The organism is Quyinboa sediminis, assembly GCF_042219855.1.
Classification (GTDB): domain Bacteria; phylum Bacteroidota; class Bacteroidia; order Bacteroidales; family UBA5342; genus JBHJHP01.
In genome coordinates, this window is sequence record NZ_JBHJHP010000001.1 from 287489 (window position 1) to 307630 (window position 20142).

A 20142-nucleotide genomic window follows, 5' to 3' on the forward strand; every position below is an offset into this window, starting at 1 on the left:
ATGGCGATTGAAGTTATAGATAAAAAAATGGCAGCCAGGCAGCTGCCATTTTCTGTACTGAATAATAATTAATCCCCGAAAATAATAGAATTATATGCATCTGTATCAAGAACCTGAGGCTCATAAACCACGCCCCATCGGTTTAAATTTCTTACAAAAGCTCTAAGGTGATTTTCCGAACCCATCAGCAGATTTGAATATACTGTAATGATTGGATCCTTATCCGTTAGTGCCAGCTCTTTTTCCAGGTCTGCAATATCAACTTCCTCTATCAAGGCTCCGACTTTCAAAGCCTCAATTTCAGATATACTTCCTTTATCAACCAAGGTATCATATAAGGCCTGTAAATCTCCATTTACAAATACACCAAGCGGATTATCATTAACCACATCCTCAATACCATAGTAGTCCAGTAAGGTCAGGACGGCTTCGGTATGGCGTTGTTCACTGTTGGATATATTGTTAAATACCCGGAATCCCCATTTATCATAAAGAGTAATGTAAACATCATGAGCAAGCTTCTCTTCTTCGCGCATGAATAACAGATTGTTTATTTCAGCGGTGTCCGCTGCTACAACTGCAGAATCAGCAATTAATGAGTCCAGATAGGCATCCAGTAAATAGCTTTTATAATCTTCAGCTTCCACATCGCCCGGTATTTCAGCCTGTGTACATCCAAAAGCTACAAACACCATTATAAGCTGAAATAATACTACCTTTTTCATAATTAAATCAATTTTAGTGTGACATATTTGCCTTATAACCGAACGGGTTCTTAAAAACCCTACCATAAAAATTAAAAAATATAGATATTTAGATGTGATTTGAGGTAAACATGAATTAAATTATTACATAAGTCATTAAATATTAGAAAATAACCAGATATCTTAGCGCAAAACTTAATATTTTCCTGCCATGGATCTGGAGAGGTATTTTGAAACGTTCAGAAAAAATATTATCGGAGTTGATGCAAATTTTGTAACGCCATTTGGTGAAAAGAAGATTATATATGCGGATTGGGTCGCCAGTGGAAGACTTTATAAACCTATTGAAGAAAAACTTTGTCATGATTTCGGACCTTTTGTTGCAAACACACACTCCGAAACCAGTGAGACAGGTATTTTAATGACCAAGGCATATCGCTTATCGCATCAGATGATTAAAAAATATGTCAATGCTAATGAAAACGATGTAATCATAACTGCAGGATTTGGAATGACGGCCGTCATCAATAAATTTCAAAGGATACTGGGACTAAAATACTGTTCCCTGAACAGCGGTAAAAAATGCATTAAAGAACGTGAACGCCCTGTGGTCTTTATTACTCATATGGAACATCACTCTAATCATACATCCTGGTATGAAACGAATGCGGATGTGGTTATAATTGAGCCGGACGAAAACCTGCTGATCAGTACGGATAATCTGAGAGCTAAACTTGAGGAGTACAAAGACCGTGAATTTAAGATTGGATCGTTTACTGCATGTTCAAATGTGACAGGAATTCATACACCTTATTATGAAATGGCAGCTATAATGCATGAATACGGAGGTGTCTGTTTCATCGATTTTGCGGCTTCAGCTCCATATGATCCGATAGATATGCATCCGTCTGATCCAATGCAGAAACTTGATGCCATCATGTTTTCACCGCACAAATTTCTTGGTGGTCCCGGTTCATCCGGTGTGCTTATTTTCGATAAATCCATGTATAAAAACGAAGTTCCGGATAATCCGGGTGGAGGCACCGTTGACTGGACCAATCCATGGGGTAAATATAAATACGTGGATGATATTGAAGCCCGTGAAGATGGTGGCACTCCGGGATTCTTGCAGTCCATAAGAACAGCGCTCTGCTTTGAACTGAAGGAGAGGATGGATCCTGATAAAATGATGAAAAGGGAGGAAGAACTGCTTCAAATGGCATTCGCGGGACTGGATAAAATTAAAGGTGTTCACATTCTTGCTGATAATGAGCGTAAAAGGTTAGGAATTATTTCGTTTTTTATGGAAAATATTCATTATAACCTTGGCGTTAAGCTTCTCAATGATTTGTATGGTATTCAGGTGCGTGGTGGTTGTGCCTGTGCGGGTACCTATGGCCATCTGCTTCTGGAGGTTTCGCATGAACGTTCTGATTTAATTACAGAGAAAATCAACCAGGGAGACCTGACAGAAAAACCAGGTTGGATTCGATGGTCACTTCATCCGACAATGAAAACAGACGAAGTGGATCTGTTTATTGAAGCTGTCCAATTTATTTCTGAGCATGCCAAGGAACTGGAACAGGACTATACATATGTGCCCCGCAAAAATGTATTTTATCACAAAAATGAACCGGATTCAGATATAAAAGTTGAAGAGTGGTTTAAGATTTGATTTATTTAATACTACGATCTAATGAATCCCGGGTGCATCTCAGTATCACTAAACTAATTAACTTTTCGTAAATTGCTGATTTAATAGGTTATCTGTCTGATATGAAGCGGAGTTCTTTAGTAATAGCGGGATTGATATTTGTTTTCTCCGCTTTTTCAGCGAAGGTGACAAGGGAATTGGCTTCAAAAATAGCTGTAAGCTATCTTTCAGGTTTGGGAAACAAACATTTCGTGTTTAAAGATATCACTGAAATCAACAATGAAAATTATCCAACTCAGTATATTATTAATCTGTCTCCTGAAGGATGGGTCATCATTGCCGCAGATGACAACATAAAACCTGTTATAGCATATTCGAAGAAAGGAAACTTTACACTGGATAGTAATATATCTGAGGACGTAAAAAGGTGGATAAATGGATATAGTGATCAGATATCATCGGTTATAAATGACAATCTTAAAAGCAAGAGTTCGGAGTGGGATAAATTACAACATGATGGACAAGGATCGCTAACATCAGGACAAAATTCAGTTGCCCCTATTCTCGACATAGAATGGGATCAGGTAGCTGGTTGGAATAATTTATGTCCGGTAGATGACGATGGTCCTGGAGGACATACCCGGATTGGTTGTGTTGCTTTAGCCATGGCTCAGGCTATGTATAATGTAAAGCTGGAAGCTCCATTATCTGGTGCACATCGCTATGTTCACGATATTTATGGAGCAATCTCTATTGTTTTTGAATCTAAAGAACCCTTTGATTGGGGCGCAATGGCAAAGAATAAGCCAAATATTGAAAACCAACGCTTGCTGTATTATTGTGCCGTAGCGATAAGCACTGATTTTGGTGCAAAAGGTTCAGCTGCATCTCCGGTTAATATTATTGGTGCTCTGAAAGAGTACTTTGGATATTCAGCTGACCTAAAATATTATGAACGCTATGATTTTGAAGATCAAGACTGGAAAAATCTTATAAAGTCAGATCTGGATAAAGGAAATGTGCTGGTTTATTCTGGGACAGATGAAATCGGCCATAGTTTCAATATAGATGGATACGATAATAACGACTATTTTCATGTTAACTGGGGTTGGAATGGGAAATATAACGGGTATTATTCAATAGATAATTTAAATCCGTCAGGCTACCGTTTTGACAATAATCAAAGTGTTATAGTCGGTATTGCTGATACATATTTTGGTCCCACCGATATTACGTTATCATCCGAAGAAGTCTATGAAAAAATACCGGCTGGGAGTTTTGTTGGTAAGGTTGAGGTTAAAGATAATTCAGCAGTTGACACTTTTATATATCAGCTTGATGGAGGTCTCGACTTTCTGTCAGGAGTAAAAGAAACAGCTTTTTATATCGAAAATGACAGCTTAAAAACAAAATATATTTTTGATGCATCAATTAAAAATGAATATGTTCTTAATATTCATGTAAAGGATCAACAGGGATACAATTTTTCAAAAGCATTTATAATTGATATCATAACAAAGAATTCAACATCAGTAAGCAAACAAATGATTAATTCAGATCGATTTAATGTTTATTTCAATAAAAAATTAAATGGGTTAGTGCTCAGGTCCATTGTAAAGAATTGCAAAATTGATTTTGAATTATTTGATATGAATGGTACAAAGGTGATGGATGAACAAATAACAGAAAAAAACACAATAATAAATGTTGATCATTTAAGCAAAGGAATATACCTCGTTCATTTATCAATTGGGGATAATTCTTTCTATAAGAAAATATTGATAAATTAGTAAGTGATAGGTATTCAGTTCTAAATGATTTCATTAAAGCCGAAGCATTCAGGACAGTTTTAGATTGTGAACGCAGAAAGGATACTAAAAATGATAAGAAAGAAAAAAGTAGTTACCATAACAGGTTTTATCATTTTTTTAGTAATGAATTCATTTGGACAAACGACAAGTGATCCAGAAATACTAATTGATTATCAAAGACTTGATAGTTCATATGTTCAGATTCTGGATACTGCAACCGGTTATTGGAATATATATAAAAAGAAAGAATTCATTTATGAAAAGGATAGTGGAATTATATATTTTATCGGATCTACATGGAATAGTTATGATAGATCATGGGTGAGAGATATTAAAATTGTATACACGCAGGATGAAAATGGGAATTTATCGCATATAGTTGAATATAAACGCTGGGAAACTGCCCACAAATGGTTAGAAAACCAAAAGGTAGATTATATTTATGATGTTAATAATAAACTATCAGAAAAAATAACTTATAAGTGGTTAAATAATTATGTTTTAAGTGAATGGCGTTTGTATGGAAAACAAGTTTTTTTATATGAAAATACACAGCTTGCAGCAGAATATGTAAATATTTGGGATGCGACTGATAGCACCTGGCAACCTTCACACAAAACCGAATATACTCTTAATGATGAAGGCAATTTAATAAATGAGAAAAGTTTTACATGGAATGAAAATTTAAATAATTGGTTTACACTTCCTTCGGAAGAGTACTATTATGATTCTTTAGGATATACTCTTCTTTACAAACGGGGGACAGGGGTATTTTCGGTAGAAGGAGATTTTTCTTATGACATAAATGGCAATTTATTGGAATATTCAGAATGGTCTAAAAGCAATGAAATAGATTGGCGCTTATTACGTCTGATAAATTTTACCTACAATACAATGTATTCAATTCATAAATTATTATTGCCGCCAGGATACTTGGAGATGTATGAAATGAATACGCATTATAAATTTACCAATAAACTGACTGAAATATTGATTTTAGACTATACGTATAATGGTTATTCAACTAAAGAAACTTTTTTTTATTCGGAGAATAATGCAACATCTATTCGATATTCCGGAAATACAAAATACAGGATCTTTCCAAATCCGGCCAAAGACTATGTTGAAATTGAAAAGAACTGTAATGATGATGTATCGTTAGAAATATATGATATGCAGGGGAGAATTATATTAACAAAAGCAGTTTGTCATTCTGAGAAACTATCTCTAAAGTACCTCCCGGCAGGCATATATATTTATAATTTTATTTCGGATGGCGAAAAACAATGTGGTAAATTGATAAAAGAATAATAGTTATTGAACAGGTGTTTAAAAATATTGAATTCATAATATCCTGAAGCTAATGCTTCATTTATTTTCACAGTATAAGGGTTAATTATTCCGGTCTGAATATATTTATGTCCCTACTGCTAGGTTTTATCATTCAATAATTACCGTTTACCGCTTATTTTTGCTTTTTTTGCATAAATTTTCAGATATGGAATCAACACGACAGGAAAAGATTGCAAAACTTTTGCAGAAGGATTTGGGAGAGATATTCCAGAGAGAGACACAACTGCATGCACCGGGTAAACTCATTACCGTAACTATTGTAAGGGTATCACCGGATTTGGGTATAGCTAAGGTTTATCTCAGCATTTTCCCTTCTTCAGATGCAGCCTCTGTTGTTGAAACAATTAACATCCATAAAGGGCATTACAGAAACCTTTTGGCTAAAAAAGTAAGACATCAACTAAGGGTAATTCCTGACCTGCAGTTTTACATGGATGATTCTGAAGATTATGTAAGAAATATTGATTCACTGTTAAACGAATAAGCATGCAGTACGATCCTATCAAACGTTCGCTTGGAAATGTCTTTAATAAAACCCCGTTTTTACGAAAACTCTTTTACAGGTTACTGGATATTCTTTTGTTACGGACCTGGCATGTAAAAAAGGAGTTATGTTTGTGGAAGAAAAATTATCCGGGTGAGGCCATGTTATTGGATGCCGGATCAGGATTTGGCCAGTACACTTACTATCTTTCAGGGGTGAACCCAAAATGGAACGTATTGGGTGTAGATGTAAAACAGGAACAAATTGATGACTGCAACCGGTTTTTTAAGCAAATTAACCGCTCAGAAAGGGTGAAATTTGAATATGCTGACCTGACTCAATTCAGTAAACCTGAAACCTTTGATTTTATTCTTTCCGTGGACGTGATGGAGCATATTCTGGAGGATGTTGAGGTGTTCAGGAATTTTCATGCGGCCATGAAAAAAGGTGGGATGTTGTTGATAAGTACTCCATCTGATCAGGGAGGAAGCGATACACATCATGATCACGATCACGATGAAGTGTCCGGGTTTATCGACGAACATGTGCGCGACGGATATGGTATCACAGAGATAGAAGAAAAATTAAAATCGGCTGGATTTTCTAAAGTTGATGCCCGCTACAGTTATGGAAAACCCGGTTCTTTGTCATGGAAAATTTCAATGAAATATCCAATCAAACTGCTGAATGTGAGTAAAATATTCTTTATTGTTATTCCGTTCTATTATCTCATATTGTATCCGTTTGCATTGATATTGAATTACGCTGACGTTAAAACAAACCATAAAACAGGAACTGGGCTGATTGTGAAAGCCTGGAAGTAATGCGACTGGCACTCCAAATAGCACGCCGGTATTTATTTGCAAAAAAATCACATACCGTTATTAATGTCATTTCGATGATATCAGTAGCCGGTGTAACTATCGGAACCATGGCCCTTATTGTGGTTCTTTCTGTTTTTAATGGTTTCGAGGATCTTATCGGAAAAACTTACAGTGCTTTTAACCCGGATGTCAAAGTTCAACCGGCTGCAGGAAAGGTGTTTAATTATAATGCCCATATAGATTCTGTTCTTGTGAATTCCGGTGCAGAATGGTGGTCTAGAGTAATAGAAGATCAGGCATTCGTGTCGTACGATGATAAGCAGAGTCCGGTTATTATAAAAGGCGTAGATGAAAATTTTTCCAGGGTCTCCGGTCTGGATACCATGTTGGTAGAAGGGGCTTTTACACTTTGGAACGGGGAAAAGCCTACGGCAATAGTCGGATACGGACTGGCAAGGACCCTGAGAATAGGTCTGAAGTTTGTTGCTCCGATTGTGATCCATGCGCCAAAGCGTGAGAGTCAGGTCTCAATGATTAATCCTGAAAGTAATTTTATAAGCGACTACCTTTATCCAAGCGGTTTTTTTGTAGTGTATCAACCAGAATATGATATGAATTATATCCTATTGCCAATTGAAGAAGCACAAAAGCTATTTGATTATACCAATCAACTTACCCAGTTAGAGATAAAGGTTTCTGAGAAAAAAGATGTGAGCGATGTACAGTCATATCTGAAAAAGCATTTAGGTTCTGATTTTAAAGTGTTGAACCGTTTTCAGCAGCAGGAAGGATTCTATAATATGATGAACATTGAAAAATGGATTGGGTACCTTATACTTATGTTTATTCTGTTTATTGCTACATTCAATCTCATTGGATCGCTTTCAATGTTAATGATGGATAAAAAGGATGACATTGACACACTAAGAAATCTGGGGGCCAACAGCAGGTTGATCCGGATGATTTTTGTTTTTGAAGGTTGGATAATATCTCTGGTAGGAACGATTGTTGGTGTGATACTCGGTGGCGTATTGGTCTGGCTACAGATGCAGTATGGTTTACTAAAACTGGCTAACGGTGGAAATTCAATTGTTGATGCCTATCCGGTCAGTGTTCTGATTAGTGATTTTGTAATTGTTTTTGTATCAGTTATCACACTAGGATTTCTTGCCTCCTGGTATCCTGTAAGGCGCATTACATCGCAGATTTTAGGTTGAACCGATGTATTAAAACATAATTATAGCCTTTTAAAGATTTTCATAAATTCAGCACACCGTAAATCAAACTTTAATTCAGGTTGTTTTTAAACAATACATATTACTTTTGTAATCCATTACATAAACTATGATTTATCCGGCAACACTAGAAGATAAAATTGGTTTTGACAGGATCCGCAGGATGCTGAAGGCTGAGTGTATGACTACACTTGGAGAACAGCTTGTAGATGATGTATCATACCTGACAGAAATAGAAACTATCCGGTTTAATCTTGGACTGACCTGGGAATTTGTGATCATCAGAAGGGAAGAGGATAGTTTTGAGATTGGCTTTTTCACCGATCTGCGGGAACCCCTGAAGTCTGCCCGGCCACAGGGAACATGGCTCAGTGAAAAAGTACTGCATGAACTCAGAAAAACACTTGAAACTTTAAGTCATATTTCCGGTTTCTTCAAAGGAGATCGCAAAGAGAAATATCCGTACCTATCTGCTGTGGCTTCAGAAGTATTGCAGTTTCCCGATGTGATCCAAAAAATAAAGCGGGTATTTGATGATGAAGGCCGGATGAAGGACAATGCATCACCCGAACTGTTAAAAATAAGACAGACCTTACGGCAGGAACAACAAACCCTTTCAAGAAGAATACAGCGTGTTCTGGTTAAAGCTAAAACAGACGGTCTTATTGATAGTGATGTGTCACCTTCGGTTCGCGACGGAAGACTTGTAATACCGGTAGAAGCCAGGAATAAAAGAAAGATCGGTGGAATCATTCATGACGAATCAGCCACGGGAAAAACTGCATTTATTGAACCGGCAGAAGTAGTGGAAGCCAATAACCGTATACGGGAGCTTGAAATTGAAGAAAGGCGCGAAATCGTAAAAATACTCATTGAACTAACGGCTCATATCCGACCGCATTTTGATGAAATCGGGGAGTCGTTTCATTTTTTGGGACTAATTGACTTCTTAAGGTCCAAATCAATTCTGACAGGACAGCTGAACGCCATCCTGCCGGTTGTTAAAGATCAGCAGGCATTTGACTGGAAGGAGGCTGTTCATCCATTATTGTATCTTTCATTTAAACGGGAAGGAAAGCAGGTTGTACCGCTTTCTCTGAGATTGAATTCAGCCAACAGGATACTTCTGATTTCCGGACCGAACGCTGGTGGTAAATCGGTGTGTTTGAAAACAGTTGGTCTGATCCAGTATATGTTGCAGTGCGGTATCCCGGTTCCGGTACACGAAAGTTCTGAAATGGGTATTTTTGAAGATATCTTTATTGATATAGGGGATGAGCAGTCCCTGGATAATGATCTGAGTACCTACAGTTCTCATCTTTTGAACATGAAGCATTTTCTGAAAAATGCAGGACCAGGAAGTCTTTTACTTGTTGATGAGTTCGGAACCGGAACGGAACCACAGATCGGTGGCGCCATCGCTGAATCCATTTTGCAACATATTAATAACACAGGTGCATATGGTGTTTTAACGACACACTATTCAAACCTGAAACATTATGCATCCCAGACCCAGGGAATCATAAACGGTGCCATGATGTTCGATCAGCAGCATTTACAGCCCTTGTTTCAGCTGCAGGTGGGGAAGCCCGGGAGTTCTTATGCCATTGAAATGGCACGAAAAATAGGAATTCCGGAATCGGTGATTGAACTGGCATCAGAGAAAGTGGGGCAGGAAACAATGGATTTTGATAAACACCTTCGGGAGATCCTACGGGATAAAACATATTGGGAGAGGAAAAGGGATAATATCAGAAAGAAAAATAAACAGGTAGAAGATCTGGAAAACACCTATAAGGAACAGCTTCAGAAAATAAAAGGTGAACGTTCAAAAATTCTCGACGAAGCAAAAAGGGAAGCTGCCCGGTTAATGGATAATGCCAATGCAACGATTGAAAATACCATACGCAAAATAAGAGAGTCTGAGGCCGATAAACTGAAAACAAAAGATGCCCGCCATGAATTTGAGGAACAGAAAGAACAAATTTCAGGAAATGCGTCGGATGATTCAGTAATAAAGGAAATGGAAAAGCTATTGAGGAGGCAGGAGCGAAAAATGAATAAAAAGCCCTCTCCTAAAGCGGAAAAGAAAAAACAGGGACCTGAAAAAGAAAAAATTAATAAAGGCGATACGGTACGGATTATTTCAAGAAACACGTTTGCTGAGGTATTGGATATTAAGGGTACGCAGGTTGATCTGGCATTGGGGCACCTTAGGATCACGGTTAAATTAAATGAGCTTGAAAAAGTAAGCAACCGCGAGGCTAAACGCAGTAAAAAAGATAATTATAAGACATCTGAAACTTTCCGAAATACAGATATTCAGAATCGTAAACTGAACTTCAGAAGTGATATTGATGTACGGGGTATGCGTGGAGAAGAAGCGGTGAGAGCTGTGATGAATTTTGTGGACGATGCCGTTATGGTAGGTGCCACGCATTTAAGGATACTGCACGGAACAGGAACCGGGGCTTTACGCCAGATGATTCGTGAATACCTGAACACTGTTGAATTTGTGGATAGTGCCCGGGATGAACATGTGCAGCTTGGTGGTGTTGGGATTACTTTAGTGGACCTTAGTTATTAATGAACAATACATAATTATGCGTCGCGTTTTACACTTCACGGCTCATTAATAAAGACTAATGGCTCACTATTTTACATATAAACCCGTCACCCGTAATTCGTAACCTGTAACCCATAACCCGTCACCTGTAACCTAAAACAAAAAGGCACAGGATGAATGCCGGATAAATATTCACCCCGTGACCTTATGGAATCAATTGAATGAAGTTATGCCAATAGTTTTTCAAAATGATCCTTAAACGATTTTAAGGCTCTGTTTAATTGCTAACCGGTATTATCTTACCACTGTAGGTTTTATTGTTGTTGGTAATTCTGTAAAACAGAACAGAACGGTTAAAACCATCAGTACTTATTATACCTTTATCAGTTACCGTTTTAAAAACCAGCCTGCCGCCGGTATCAAATAATGAGACCGAAGTATTGGTATTATTATTGAACCCCGTTATGTGTAAATTGCTTCCATTTATCCAGACAACAGGTTTTACCTCGTTTGAAGGATTAAATCCTGATGTTCCTCCAACAGTATAGGCCGTGTCGGTAAATTGTGTACCTTTTAATTCCATCGTCGATGCTTTGGTTTTACCTTCGCTGTCAGCCAGATAAATATTGGTCCATCCGGGTCTTTCAGGCGCCTGGCTTCTCCAGATCATGTCTGACCATTCATTATCGTTTTTACGTACAAAATTATCCGTGATAAACTGGTAATACGATATTACCGGACCGCAAAACAGTGTTGGCTTATATTCATTGGCCGGAGCCGGAGCAATGAAAACGCCCATATTAAATCTTCCTACACCGGTATGCAATACTTTTCCTACCATATTCCCCAATTCATCCGTCGGTTGTGTGTGAACATCTGCAACGGTAAAATCCTCCTGGGAAGCTTCGTCCACGTTCCAGAATAAATTCAACATCCAGCCATCATATGTGGGAGGTTCGCCGCAAACACCATACTGTACAACTCTGAGCGCCTGTTGCAGAAATTGTACCTGCTCTTCTGAAAAGGCTTCTCCATTAACTTCCTTCAGGGATATATTAAGGAGCTCATCGGCCACTGTCGCGAAGCCCGTCCAGAAGGTTTCATACTTATCTGTGCCTAAACGATCGGCACTCAGAAAAAGAGCAGCGTCGTATGCAAATTGTTTCAGAGATAAATAAAAAGCCGGATAGGGTTCGATATAACCATATGGATATGAACATGTAATTCCACCGGTGTATGACTGCTTGGCATATAAAATGTTGTCGTGTCTGAGCTGCGACCATGAAGCCAGCTGACTGTTAAGTTTCTCATGTTGCCAAGCTACCGTCTTCATAAAGAACGGTGTATAATCGTTGTTTTCAGCCACACTCAGGTCCTTTATTGACTTGAGCCAGATGTTATATAAAGATTCACTCCAGTAAGTATCATCGTAGGCATCAAAAAGATACCGCATGGCGTCAATGGCTGATCCGTAGGGATATTTGTCAAGATTACTCCCCAGAAGATGTATCGCGTTGTTGTTACCAAGGCAAAAAGATACGTCAAGCGGATCGGGCATCATACGTAAAACCTTCTGGTTGTTATATACGATACGGTCATACGTTACATTATGCAGAACATAGGAGTCAATCACAAAACGCTGCCCGAATAATTTATAAGACACCGGTAATTTTGCCGTTTCTGAGGTAAACGGATTTGTCATAATTATATCCGAAAGAATTTTTTGTCCGTACTGCTCTTCGGAAAGGAGTTTTTGCTGAAGTGATTTAAGAGTGGCATCATCCGCCAGATCTGAAACAGATGTAATGCTCAGTTCATCCATTACGTTTTTAAACTCCAGTGGTGTAAGGTTATCCGATTCTCCGACAAAATATTTTATAATATCATCAATTTCATTTAGTTGCTCGTCGGCACCGGATTTGTACAAAACTTCATTAACCATTGCTGACAGCAAAGCCATTCGCTGAACATCCGTACTGTCCATGGTAAAATCCTGGGGAGGTAAAGTCAGGAAAATATTGATGAAACTCAACCACATCATACTTCTGAAATAATCTTCCTGACCATCGGTGTAATGTCCACGGGGTATAAACTGACTGAAGTCAATATTCCGGCTGTTATAGGTAAACAGTGGTGTGGACTTAAAGCCTGCTTCAAAAATATATCTTTTAATAATATGAAACTCATTTTCTGAACAGTATGTTGGTGTAACTACAAGATTACTGTCCAGCAACACTCTGGCCATCAGAATATATAATTCTGCATCACCAACCGTATGTTTCAGTTCGGGATCTGCATTGTACGCTGGTGCATCTGAGAGAAACTGTTCATACATTTTTCGCAGTGCTTCTTTCAGTTTAGGTTCAAGATAATTGATCTCCATATCCTGAAGCATGTTATCATAGGAATTGTGCAGAGCGTGTAGCAAAACATCGCTTGTTATAAATACCGGAAGATCGTTATGATATACCTGATCCAGTCCGGCTAAAACAGAATTATATGATAAACGTTCTGTCACAACAAAATGATTCTTTTTTAATAATTCTAGCTCACTGCCAGTCAGATTAAATTTTTGAACGACCGAATCAAAATAACAGGAGGTGGCAATGTCAAAGGGTCCGATGTCGGAAGAGTAAAATTCTCCGTTTTGGGGATACAGTTCAAATAATGCTTCTTTTGAAAGGTTTTTATGTTGTTCACGATAGGCATGATAGGTGTAAGGGTCAAATACCTGGGCGCTTAAAATACCACTCAGAAGCAAAGATGCAAGTAACGTAAAGATTGATTTCATCTGCATGAAGTTTAATGTGTTATAAAGTTATGAATTTATCTCACAGTCATTACATTAACATAGAGTTATATTTCATGCAAATGGTTGTACGGCTGTAAAGAAATTTGTTTGGATTAATCGAATTATTTCAATAACTATGCACAGCTAATCCTGAATTAAATTTCTTACACGACTGAAAATTTTCTTTCAAACCATGATTGTCCTCATTCACCTACAAAAAATGGATGTTGGCTGAAATTTATTGGTTGCAGTGTTAATTATTTCGCTCTTTTGTTCATGTAAAAACCGACGATACAAAAAATATGTTAAAAACTATAAATACTATGGAAACTATTAGGGTATAATTTGTTTCCTGGGTTTATTTTAGTTTATCTTTGCCAAAAATTTGACATATGAACGAAGACGAGTTGAATATAATACTTGATAAAGTGAAGGATCTTTTCATGCGTTACGGTATTAAAAGTGTAACCATGGATGATGTTTCGCGTGAATTAGGTATTTCTAAAAAAACCCTTTATCAGTATGTTACCAACAAGGAGGATTTGGTTGAAAAGGTTTTACAGTACCTGCACAATCAGATGGATAAGCAGGATGAATTGTGTGACCCGACTGACAAAAATGCCATTGAAATACTTATGATGGTTAATGACAAGGTAAATTACATGATGAAGAATCATAATCCTTCCATGCAATATGATCTGAAAAAGTATTATCCTGAAATCTTCAGAAAATTTTATGAAATTCAGAAGGAAGAAATATACAAATCTATCATATCGAATATTAATAAAGGCAAAGGCGAAGGTTTATACCGGGATAAGGTTAATCCGGTACTGGTTGCCAAATTGTATTTGAGTCGGGTTATAACAATAACCGACAGAGAAATCTTTACCGAAGATGAAATCCGCAGTCCCGGTTTTTTTCTTTCTATCATGGAGTTGCATATCAGAAGTCTTGCAACTACGAAGGGGCTGGAAGTTTTAGAAGAGAAATTAAAAGCATATAACAACTAAAAATCCGATTTAACAAGATGAGTACACTTAAACTATTAATTGCATTAAGTCTGTTGCCCGTTCTGGGGCTTTCCGCTCAGGATAGAATGGACTTATCGCTGGACGAGGCTAAGTCTTATGCACTGGAACACAATAAAACGGTTCAGAATGCGGAACTGGATAAGGAACTGGCTAAAAAATCCGTATGGGAAGCCATTTCTTCCGGATTACCGCAGGTAAGTGCATCATTCGATTACACCAACTTTTTTAATTATGAATTTGCTTTCACTTTTGGAGGTAGTACGACATCGCCGGAAGTATTACAAAGCATACGTGAACAAGCACAAACAAATTATCCTGATGCAAACTTTTCAACGATTGATGCCAATAATTATATTACGCAGCAGATTCAAAGCATGGCGAATTCTACGATTTCAATGAAAAATCAGGCCAGTGCAAAGTTACAGGTAAGTCAGCTGATATTCAGTGGACAGTTTCTGGTTGGTGTTCAGTCTGCCAAACTGGCAAAGGAACTCATGGAAAAAAGTTATAATAAAACCGAGAGTGATGTCACGAATCTGATAATAAGTTCTTATTACAATACGCTGATAACACAGGAATCAATTCGTATTTTGAAGGAAAATATTGGCAACATGGATAAGATAGTCAGTCAGACACAGGCCATGGTTGATGCCGGAATGGCTGAACAGATTGATGCAGATCAGTTGAAAATAACAAGTGTTCAGTTAAAGAATTCCTTAAAGACCATGGAACGTAACCTGGAGATGAATTACAACATGTTGCGATTTCAGTTGGGGGTTGAACCGGGAACACCATTGAACCTTACAACAACACTGGATGATGCCATCAATGGAGAGGAAGTTGTGAAAGCAACACTTTCGCCCTTTGTAATTGAAAATAATATTGATTACCAGTTGTTTAAAGGTCAGGAAGATGTTCAGGAGAAACAGGTAATGTTGCAGAAAAGTGCTTATCTGCCAACCGTTTCAGCATTTTACACCTACAATGCAAAAATAATCACAACAGATTTCGATATAAACCCGCCTCATACCATTGGATTTAGTCTGAATCTGCCACTGTTTACTTCCTGGAACCGTCAGACAAAGGTGCAGAAAGCTGAAATACAGTTGGATAAGGTAAGAAACAGTAAAGCAATGCTGGAAGATCAGTTGAACATGCAATCCGAACAGCTGAAATATAATCTTAAGACTGCTATTGAAAATTATAATCTGCAAAAGGAGAATGTTGAAGTGGCCAAACGTGTTTACGATACATACAATCGTAAATATAATGAGGGTGTCATTTCCAGTCTGGAACTCACACAATCCAACTCAACCTATCTTGAGGCTGAAAGTAATTATATCCAGTCTGTGATGTCGATGTTACAGGCAAAACTGGCTCTGGATAAACTCAATAATAATTTGTAAAACATAAAAATCAGATATAAAATGAAAAAGCTACTTTATTTACTGCTTCTTAGCGGTGTTTTTGTGACATCGGCATGTAAACCCGGTGAAAAGAAAGAGGAGAAATCTGAAGGAAACACAGAGATAAAAAAGAATGATGACAATGCAGAGGTTGTTGCTCCAAAGGATAAGACCTATAATGTAAGGGTAATGAAACTTGCTGTTGATACACTTGATAAAACGATTGATTACACCGCTACACTCGCAGCATTCGAGGAAGTGCATTTTGCTTCAGCATCGCCAGGCAGAATTCAAAAAATTTATGTGGAAGTTGGTGATCATGTTAAAAAAGGTGATCTGATTGCTGAGATGGATAAAACGCAATTGATGCAGGCCAGAATTCAGCTTGAAAATGCCAAAGTCAATTATGAGCGTTTAAAAGCGTTGAAAGAAACGAACAGTGTGAGCGAACAGCAATTTGATCAGGTGAAAACACAGTATGATGTTACCAAATCAAATGTTGAATTTCTGGAAGAAAATACCCGGTTGGTATCACCGATTAACGGTGTGGTTACCGGAAAGTATTTTGAAAACGGAGAGATGTATTCAGGAGCTCCGAATACCCAGGCCGGTAAAGCTGCTATTGTTTCTCTGATGCAGATTGATCCGTTGAAAGCTATTGTTAATGTATCAGAGACATACTTTCCTGATATTTATGAAGGTATGAATGCTGATGTCAGACTTGACATCTATCCTGAGAAGAAGTTTGCAGGACAGGTATTCAGAATTTATCCTACTCTCGATCCGATGTCAAGAACGTTTAAAGTAGAGATTAAGCTTAATAATAAAGGAGAAAAACTTCGTCCGGGAATGTTTTCCAGAGTCAGCCTTGATCTGGGAACATACAACACAATTGTGGTACCATCAATAGCTGTGTTGCAACAGGAAGGAACCAATGACAAGTATGTTTTTATTGCAGATAAAGGTGTGGCACATAAAATTAAAGTAAAAACAGGAAAACGCTTTAATGATAAAATTGAAGTGATAGCCGACGAAATTATGCCTGGCGTTCAACTGATCGTGTCAGGGCAGGGAAACCTTATGGACAAGTACAAAGTAAATATCGTTGACTAATAAAACCGAATAAAGAAATTTATCATGAGTATATATTCTAGTGCAGTTAAAAGGCCGATCACTACATTACTGATATTTGTAGGTGTGATCATCTTTGGCCTCTATTCGCTGGTCAAGCTGCCGGTGGATTTTTATCCGGAGATGGAGTTTCCCGCCATAACGGTCTTTACGACCTACAGCGGTGCAAATGCTGCGGATATTGAGACAAATATTACCAAACCCATCGAGGATGCTTTGAGTTCAATCAGCGATATTAAGGAAATTACGTCAACATCAAGGGATAATATGTCCGTTGTAATGGTTGAGTTTGAATTCGGCAAGAACCTTGATGAAGCTGCAAATGACATCCGTAACTCTTTGTCGTTTATAGAGCGTTTTCTGCCCGAGGACGCAGAAGACCCAACGATTTATAAGTTTAATACGGCGATGATGCCGATCCTTTTCTATTCTGTTACTGCCGATGAAAGCTTTGATGGACTGGAGAAGATCATGGATGAAAAAGTAATCAATCCCTTAAACAGGATTGACGGAATTGGTAACGTTGGTCTGGCCGGCTTACCGGGTCGTGAAATCACGGTCGAGGTCGATCCGCACAAACTGGATGCATACAACCTCTCTGTTGAACAGATTGGTAATATGCTTCGGATGGAAAACGTTAACACTCCGGCCGGTAATATTGAGATGGGGGAGATCGACTATCCCATCCGTGTTGAAGGTGAGTTTGAACGAAGTGAGGATATCAGAAACATCGTTATCGGAAATGTTAACGGTCAGTCCATATATTTAAAGGATGTAGCCGCTGTACGTGACTCATCCAAGGATATCAATGCATCTGAAACCGTTAACGGGCACAAGGCAGCACGTATGTTTGTAATGAAACAGAGTGGAGCCAACACTGTAAATATTGCGACCCAGGTTAAAGCGCAGATAGAAGAGGCAAAACAGAATTTACCTCCGGATGTGAAAATTGAAACAATATTTGATTCATCGGAATTTATATCCGATTCAATATCCAATCTTTCGGAAACTTTCATGTATGCCCTGCTTTTCGTGGTACTGGTTGTTCTTTTCTTCCTGGGAAGATGGCGGGCAACATTTATTGTGGTCCTAACAATACCGATATCTCTTATTGTTGCATTTATTTACCTGGCAAATACGGGTAACTCAATCAACATAATTTCCCTTTCTTCACTGTCCATAGCCATAGGTATGGTTGTGGATGATGCGATTGTTGTACTTGAAAACATAACCAAGCATATTGAACGTGGTGCAACGCCAAGAGAGGCCGCTATCTATGCAACAAATGAAGTTTGGCTTGCGGTAATCGTGACTACACTGACTGTTGTGGCGGTGTTCTTCCCGTTGACCATGTTGGGAGGATTAACAGGAACGTTCTTCCGCCAGTTGGGATGGATAGTAACCATCACGGTTGTAACCTCTACCATTGCAGCAATCTCATTAACGCCAATGTTATCGTCCAAATTACTGCGTTTGCGTTCAGAGGAACAGAAAAAGAAAAAGCGGACCTTGCATCAGCGGTTTATTGAGCCTTTCCTTGACTGGATGGATAACTTTTATGAAAAGACATTGAAGTGGGCCATTCATCACAAGTTACTGGTGGTCATTCTTTCCGTGGTCATTCTTATTAGTTCAGTATTACTTGTATTCCAGGTTGGTGGCGAGTTTTTACCGGAAACAGATAATAGCAGCATTACCATAGAAGCCCATATGCAGGTTGGAACGCGTACAGATGAAGCTGTAAAGCTGGGTGAGAAAATTGATAGTTATCTGTCAGACACATTCCCTGAAATTCAGCTGATATCAAGATCAAATGGTTCTGATGCTTCAGCCGGATTACAGGCGTTGTTTCAGACTACCGGAAGTAATATCATTAACTACAATCTGCGTCTTGTTAAACCCGAAGAAAGAAACCGGTCTGTATTTGACATTGCAGAAATTATACGTCAGTATCTGGGCACTCTGCCCGGCCTTGTCGAGTATTCTGTTTCAACAAGCAATAATATGTCATTCGGAGGCAACAACAATGTTGAAGTGGGAGTTTATGGTTATGACATGGATAAAACCACTGCTTTTGCCAAAAAGATTCAGGATAAAATTGAACAGATTCCCGGTGCACGTGAAGTGCAGATCAGCAGGGATGATTTCAAACCTGAACTTCAGGTTCATCTTGACAGGGATAAAATGGCACAGCATGGTTTAACCACTGCAACTGTATCTGCTGCCTTAAGGAACAGGATTGAGGGATTGACAGCAACAAGATTCAGAGAATTTGGTGACGAATATGATGTGATTGTTAAGTTCAAGGAAGAGTACAGAAATTCACTTTCTGATGTGAAAAACATATCCATTACAACGCCGACCGGAAAATCTGTTCGACTGGAAGAGATTGCCAGTATTAAAGAGGAACTGACACCTCCGAATATCGAGCATAAAAGAAAAGAACGTATCGTTACGGTCTCAGCCATTCCTTATAAAACATCGTTGGGTGCATTGGCAAACTCTATCAAGGAGGTACTCAAGACAGTTGATACTCCACAGGGAGTTATGGTAGAAGTTGGTGGTGCATATGAAGACCAGGAAGAATCATTCAGTGATCTGCTTCTTCTGATGTTACTGAGTTTAGCATTGGTTTATATTGTGATGGCCAGTCAGTTTGAATCGTTTAAACTGCCTGTAATCATTATGATTTCCATACCGTTTTCATTCTCCGGTGTATTTCTGATATTGTTTCTGACCCATACAAACTTAAGTGTAATCGCCTTGCTTGGTGCTGTGCTCTTAATTGGTATTGTGGTTAAGAACGCCATCGTGCTCGTCGACTTTATTGATCTGATGAGGGATCGCGGATATGAATTATACGAAGCTATCGTCATTTCCGGAAAGTCAAGGTTGCGTCCGGTATTGATGACCGCGTTAACAACAATACTCGGTATGACCCCAATGGCACTAAGCCGTGGTGAGGGATCTGAAATATGGAGCCCGATGGGTATTTCGGTTATCGGTGGCCTGGTGTTTTCAACCATAATTACGATGATCATGGTCCCTGTAATGTATGCTCTGTTTTCTAAACGCGGTGAACGCGACCGGTTGAAGAAGGTACGGGAGCGTTATAAATTCATGGAAACACCTATTAAAAGTTCAAATTAAAA

General features: G+C 38.4%; 13 protein-coding genes. 11 read left to right on the plus strand and 2 right to left on the minus strand.

Annotated elements, in window-relative coordinates:
* Window positions 1–68: 68 nt before the first annotated feature.
* Window positions 69–725 (minus strand): DUF2202 domain-containing protein, encoded by a 657-nt coding sequence (locus ACE1EF_RS01265; RefSeq protein WP_375718786.1) that lies wholly within the window; start codon window positions 723–725, stop codon window positions 69–71.
* A gap of 190 nt (window positions 726–915) precedes the next feature.
* On the opposite strand from ACE1EF_RS01265, the gene ACE1EF_RS01270 reads away from it, so the two are divergent.
* From ACE1EF_RS01270 to ACE1EF_RS01300, 7 genes are all read left to right on the plus strand, one after another.
* The gene (locus ACE1EF_RS01270) at window positions 916–2379 is read left to right on the plus strand and encodes an aminotransferase class V-fold PLP-dependent enzyme (protein WP_375718787.1); all 1464 of its coding nucleotides are present in this window, start codon (window positions 916–918) and stop codon (window positions 2377–2379) included.
* A 101-nt stretch (window positions 2380–2480) separates the two neighbouring features.
* Window positions 2481–4148 (plus strand): thiol protease/hemagglutinin PrtT, encoded by a 1668-nt coding sequence (locus ACE1EF_RS01275; RefSeq protein ID WP_375718788.1) that lies wholly within the window; start codon window positions 2481–2483, stop codon window positions 4146–4148.
* Window positions 4149–4238: 90 nt separating this feature from the next.
* Window positions 4239–5480, plus strand: a complete 1242-nt coding sequence (locus tag ACE1EF_RS01280; RefSeq protein ID WP_375718789.1) for a T9SS type A sorting domain-containing protein — start codon at window positions 4239–4241, stop codon at window positions 5478–5480.
* 187 nt (window positions 5481–5667) lie between these two features.
* Window positions 5668–6006 (plus strand): 30S ribosome-binding factor RbfA, encoded by a 339-nt coding sequence (gene rbfA, locus ACE1EF_RS01285; protein WP_375718790.1) that lies wholly within the window; start codon window positions 5668–5670, stop codon window positions 6004–6006.
* Between the two features lie 2 nt (window positions 6007–6008).
* Entirely contained in the window at window positions 6009–6830 is an 822-nt protein-coding gene (locus ACE1EF_RS01290) for a class I SAM-dependent methyltransferase (RefSeq protein WP_375718791.1), read from the plus strand.
* 74 nt (window positions 6831–6904) lie between these two features.
* Window positions 6905–8047 (plus strand): ABC transporter permease, encoded by a 1143-nt coding sequence (locus tag ACE1EF_RS01295; protein WP_375718792.1) that lies wholly within the window; start codon window positions 6905–6907, stop codon window positions 8045–8047.
* 127 nt (window positions 8048–8174) lie between these two features.
* Window positions 8175–10652, plus strand: coding sequence for an endonuclease MutS2 (locus ACE1EF_RS01300; RefSeq protein WP_375718793.1), 2478 nt, complete (start codon window positions 8175–8177; stop codon window positions 10650–10652).
* A 256-nt stretch (window positions 10653–10908) separates the two neighbouring features.
* Here the strand turns inward: ACE1EF_RS01300 and ACE1EF_RS01305 are convergent, their stop codons facing one another.
* Window positions 10909–13422 carry a DUF3160 domain-containing protein gene (locus ACE1EF_RS01305; protein ID WP_375718794.1) on the minus strand — a complete coding sequence of 838 codons (2514 nt, stop codon included), beginning with the start codon at window positions 13420–13422 and terminating at the stop codon, window positions 10909–10911.
* 392 nt (window positions 13423–13814) lie between these two features.
* Between ACE1EF_RS01305 and ACE1EF_RS01310 the strand changes: the two genes are divergently transcribed.
* The 4 genes from ACE1EF_RS01310 to ACE1EF_RS01325 are packed head-to-tail and all read left to right on the plus strand — an operon-like array spanning window position 13815 to window position 20140.
* Window positions 13815–14432 (plus strand): TetR/AcrR family transcriptional regulator, encoded by a 618-nt coding sequence (locus tag ACE1EF_RS01310; protein ID WP_375718795.1) that lies wholly within the window; start codon window positions 13815–13817, stop codon window positions 14430–14432.
* A 17-nt stretch (window positions 14433–14449) separates the two neighbouring features.
* The gene (locus ACE1EF_RS01315; RefSeq protein ID WP_375718796.1) at window positions 14450–15859 is read left to right on the plus strand and encodes a TolC family protein; all 1410 of its coding nucleotides are present in this window, start codon (window positions 14450–14452) and stop codon (window positions 15857–15859) included.
* 21 nt (window positions 15860–15880) lie between these two features.
* Entirely contained in the window at window positions 15881–16972 is a 1092-nt protein-coding gene (locus ACE1EF_RS01320) for an efflux RND transporter periplasmic adaptor subunit (protein ID WP_375718797.1), read from the plus strand.
* A 24-nt stretch (window positions 16973–16996) separates the two neighbouring features.
* Entirely contained in the window at window positions 16997–20140 is a 3144-nt protein-coding gene (locus ACE1EF_RS01325) for an efflux RND transporter permease subunit (protein ID WP_375718798.1), read from the plus strand.
* Window positions 20141–20142: the final 2 nt, after the last annotated feature.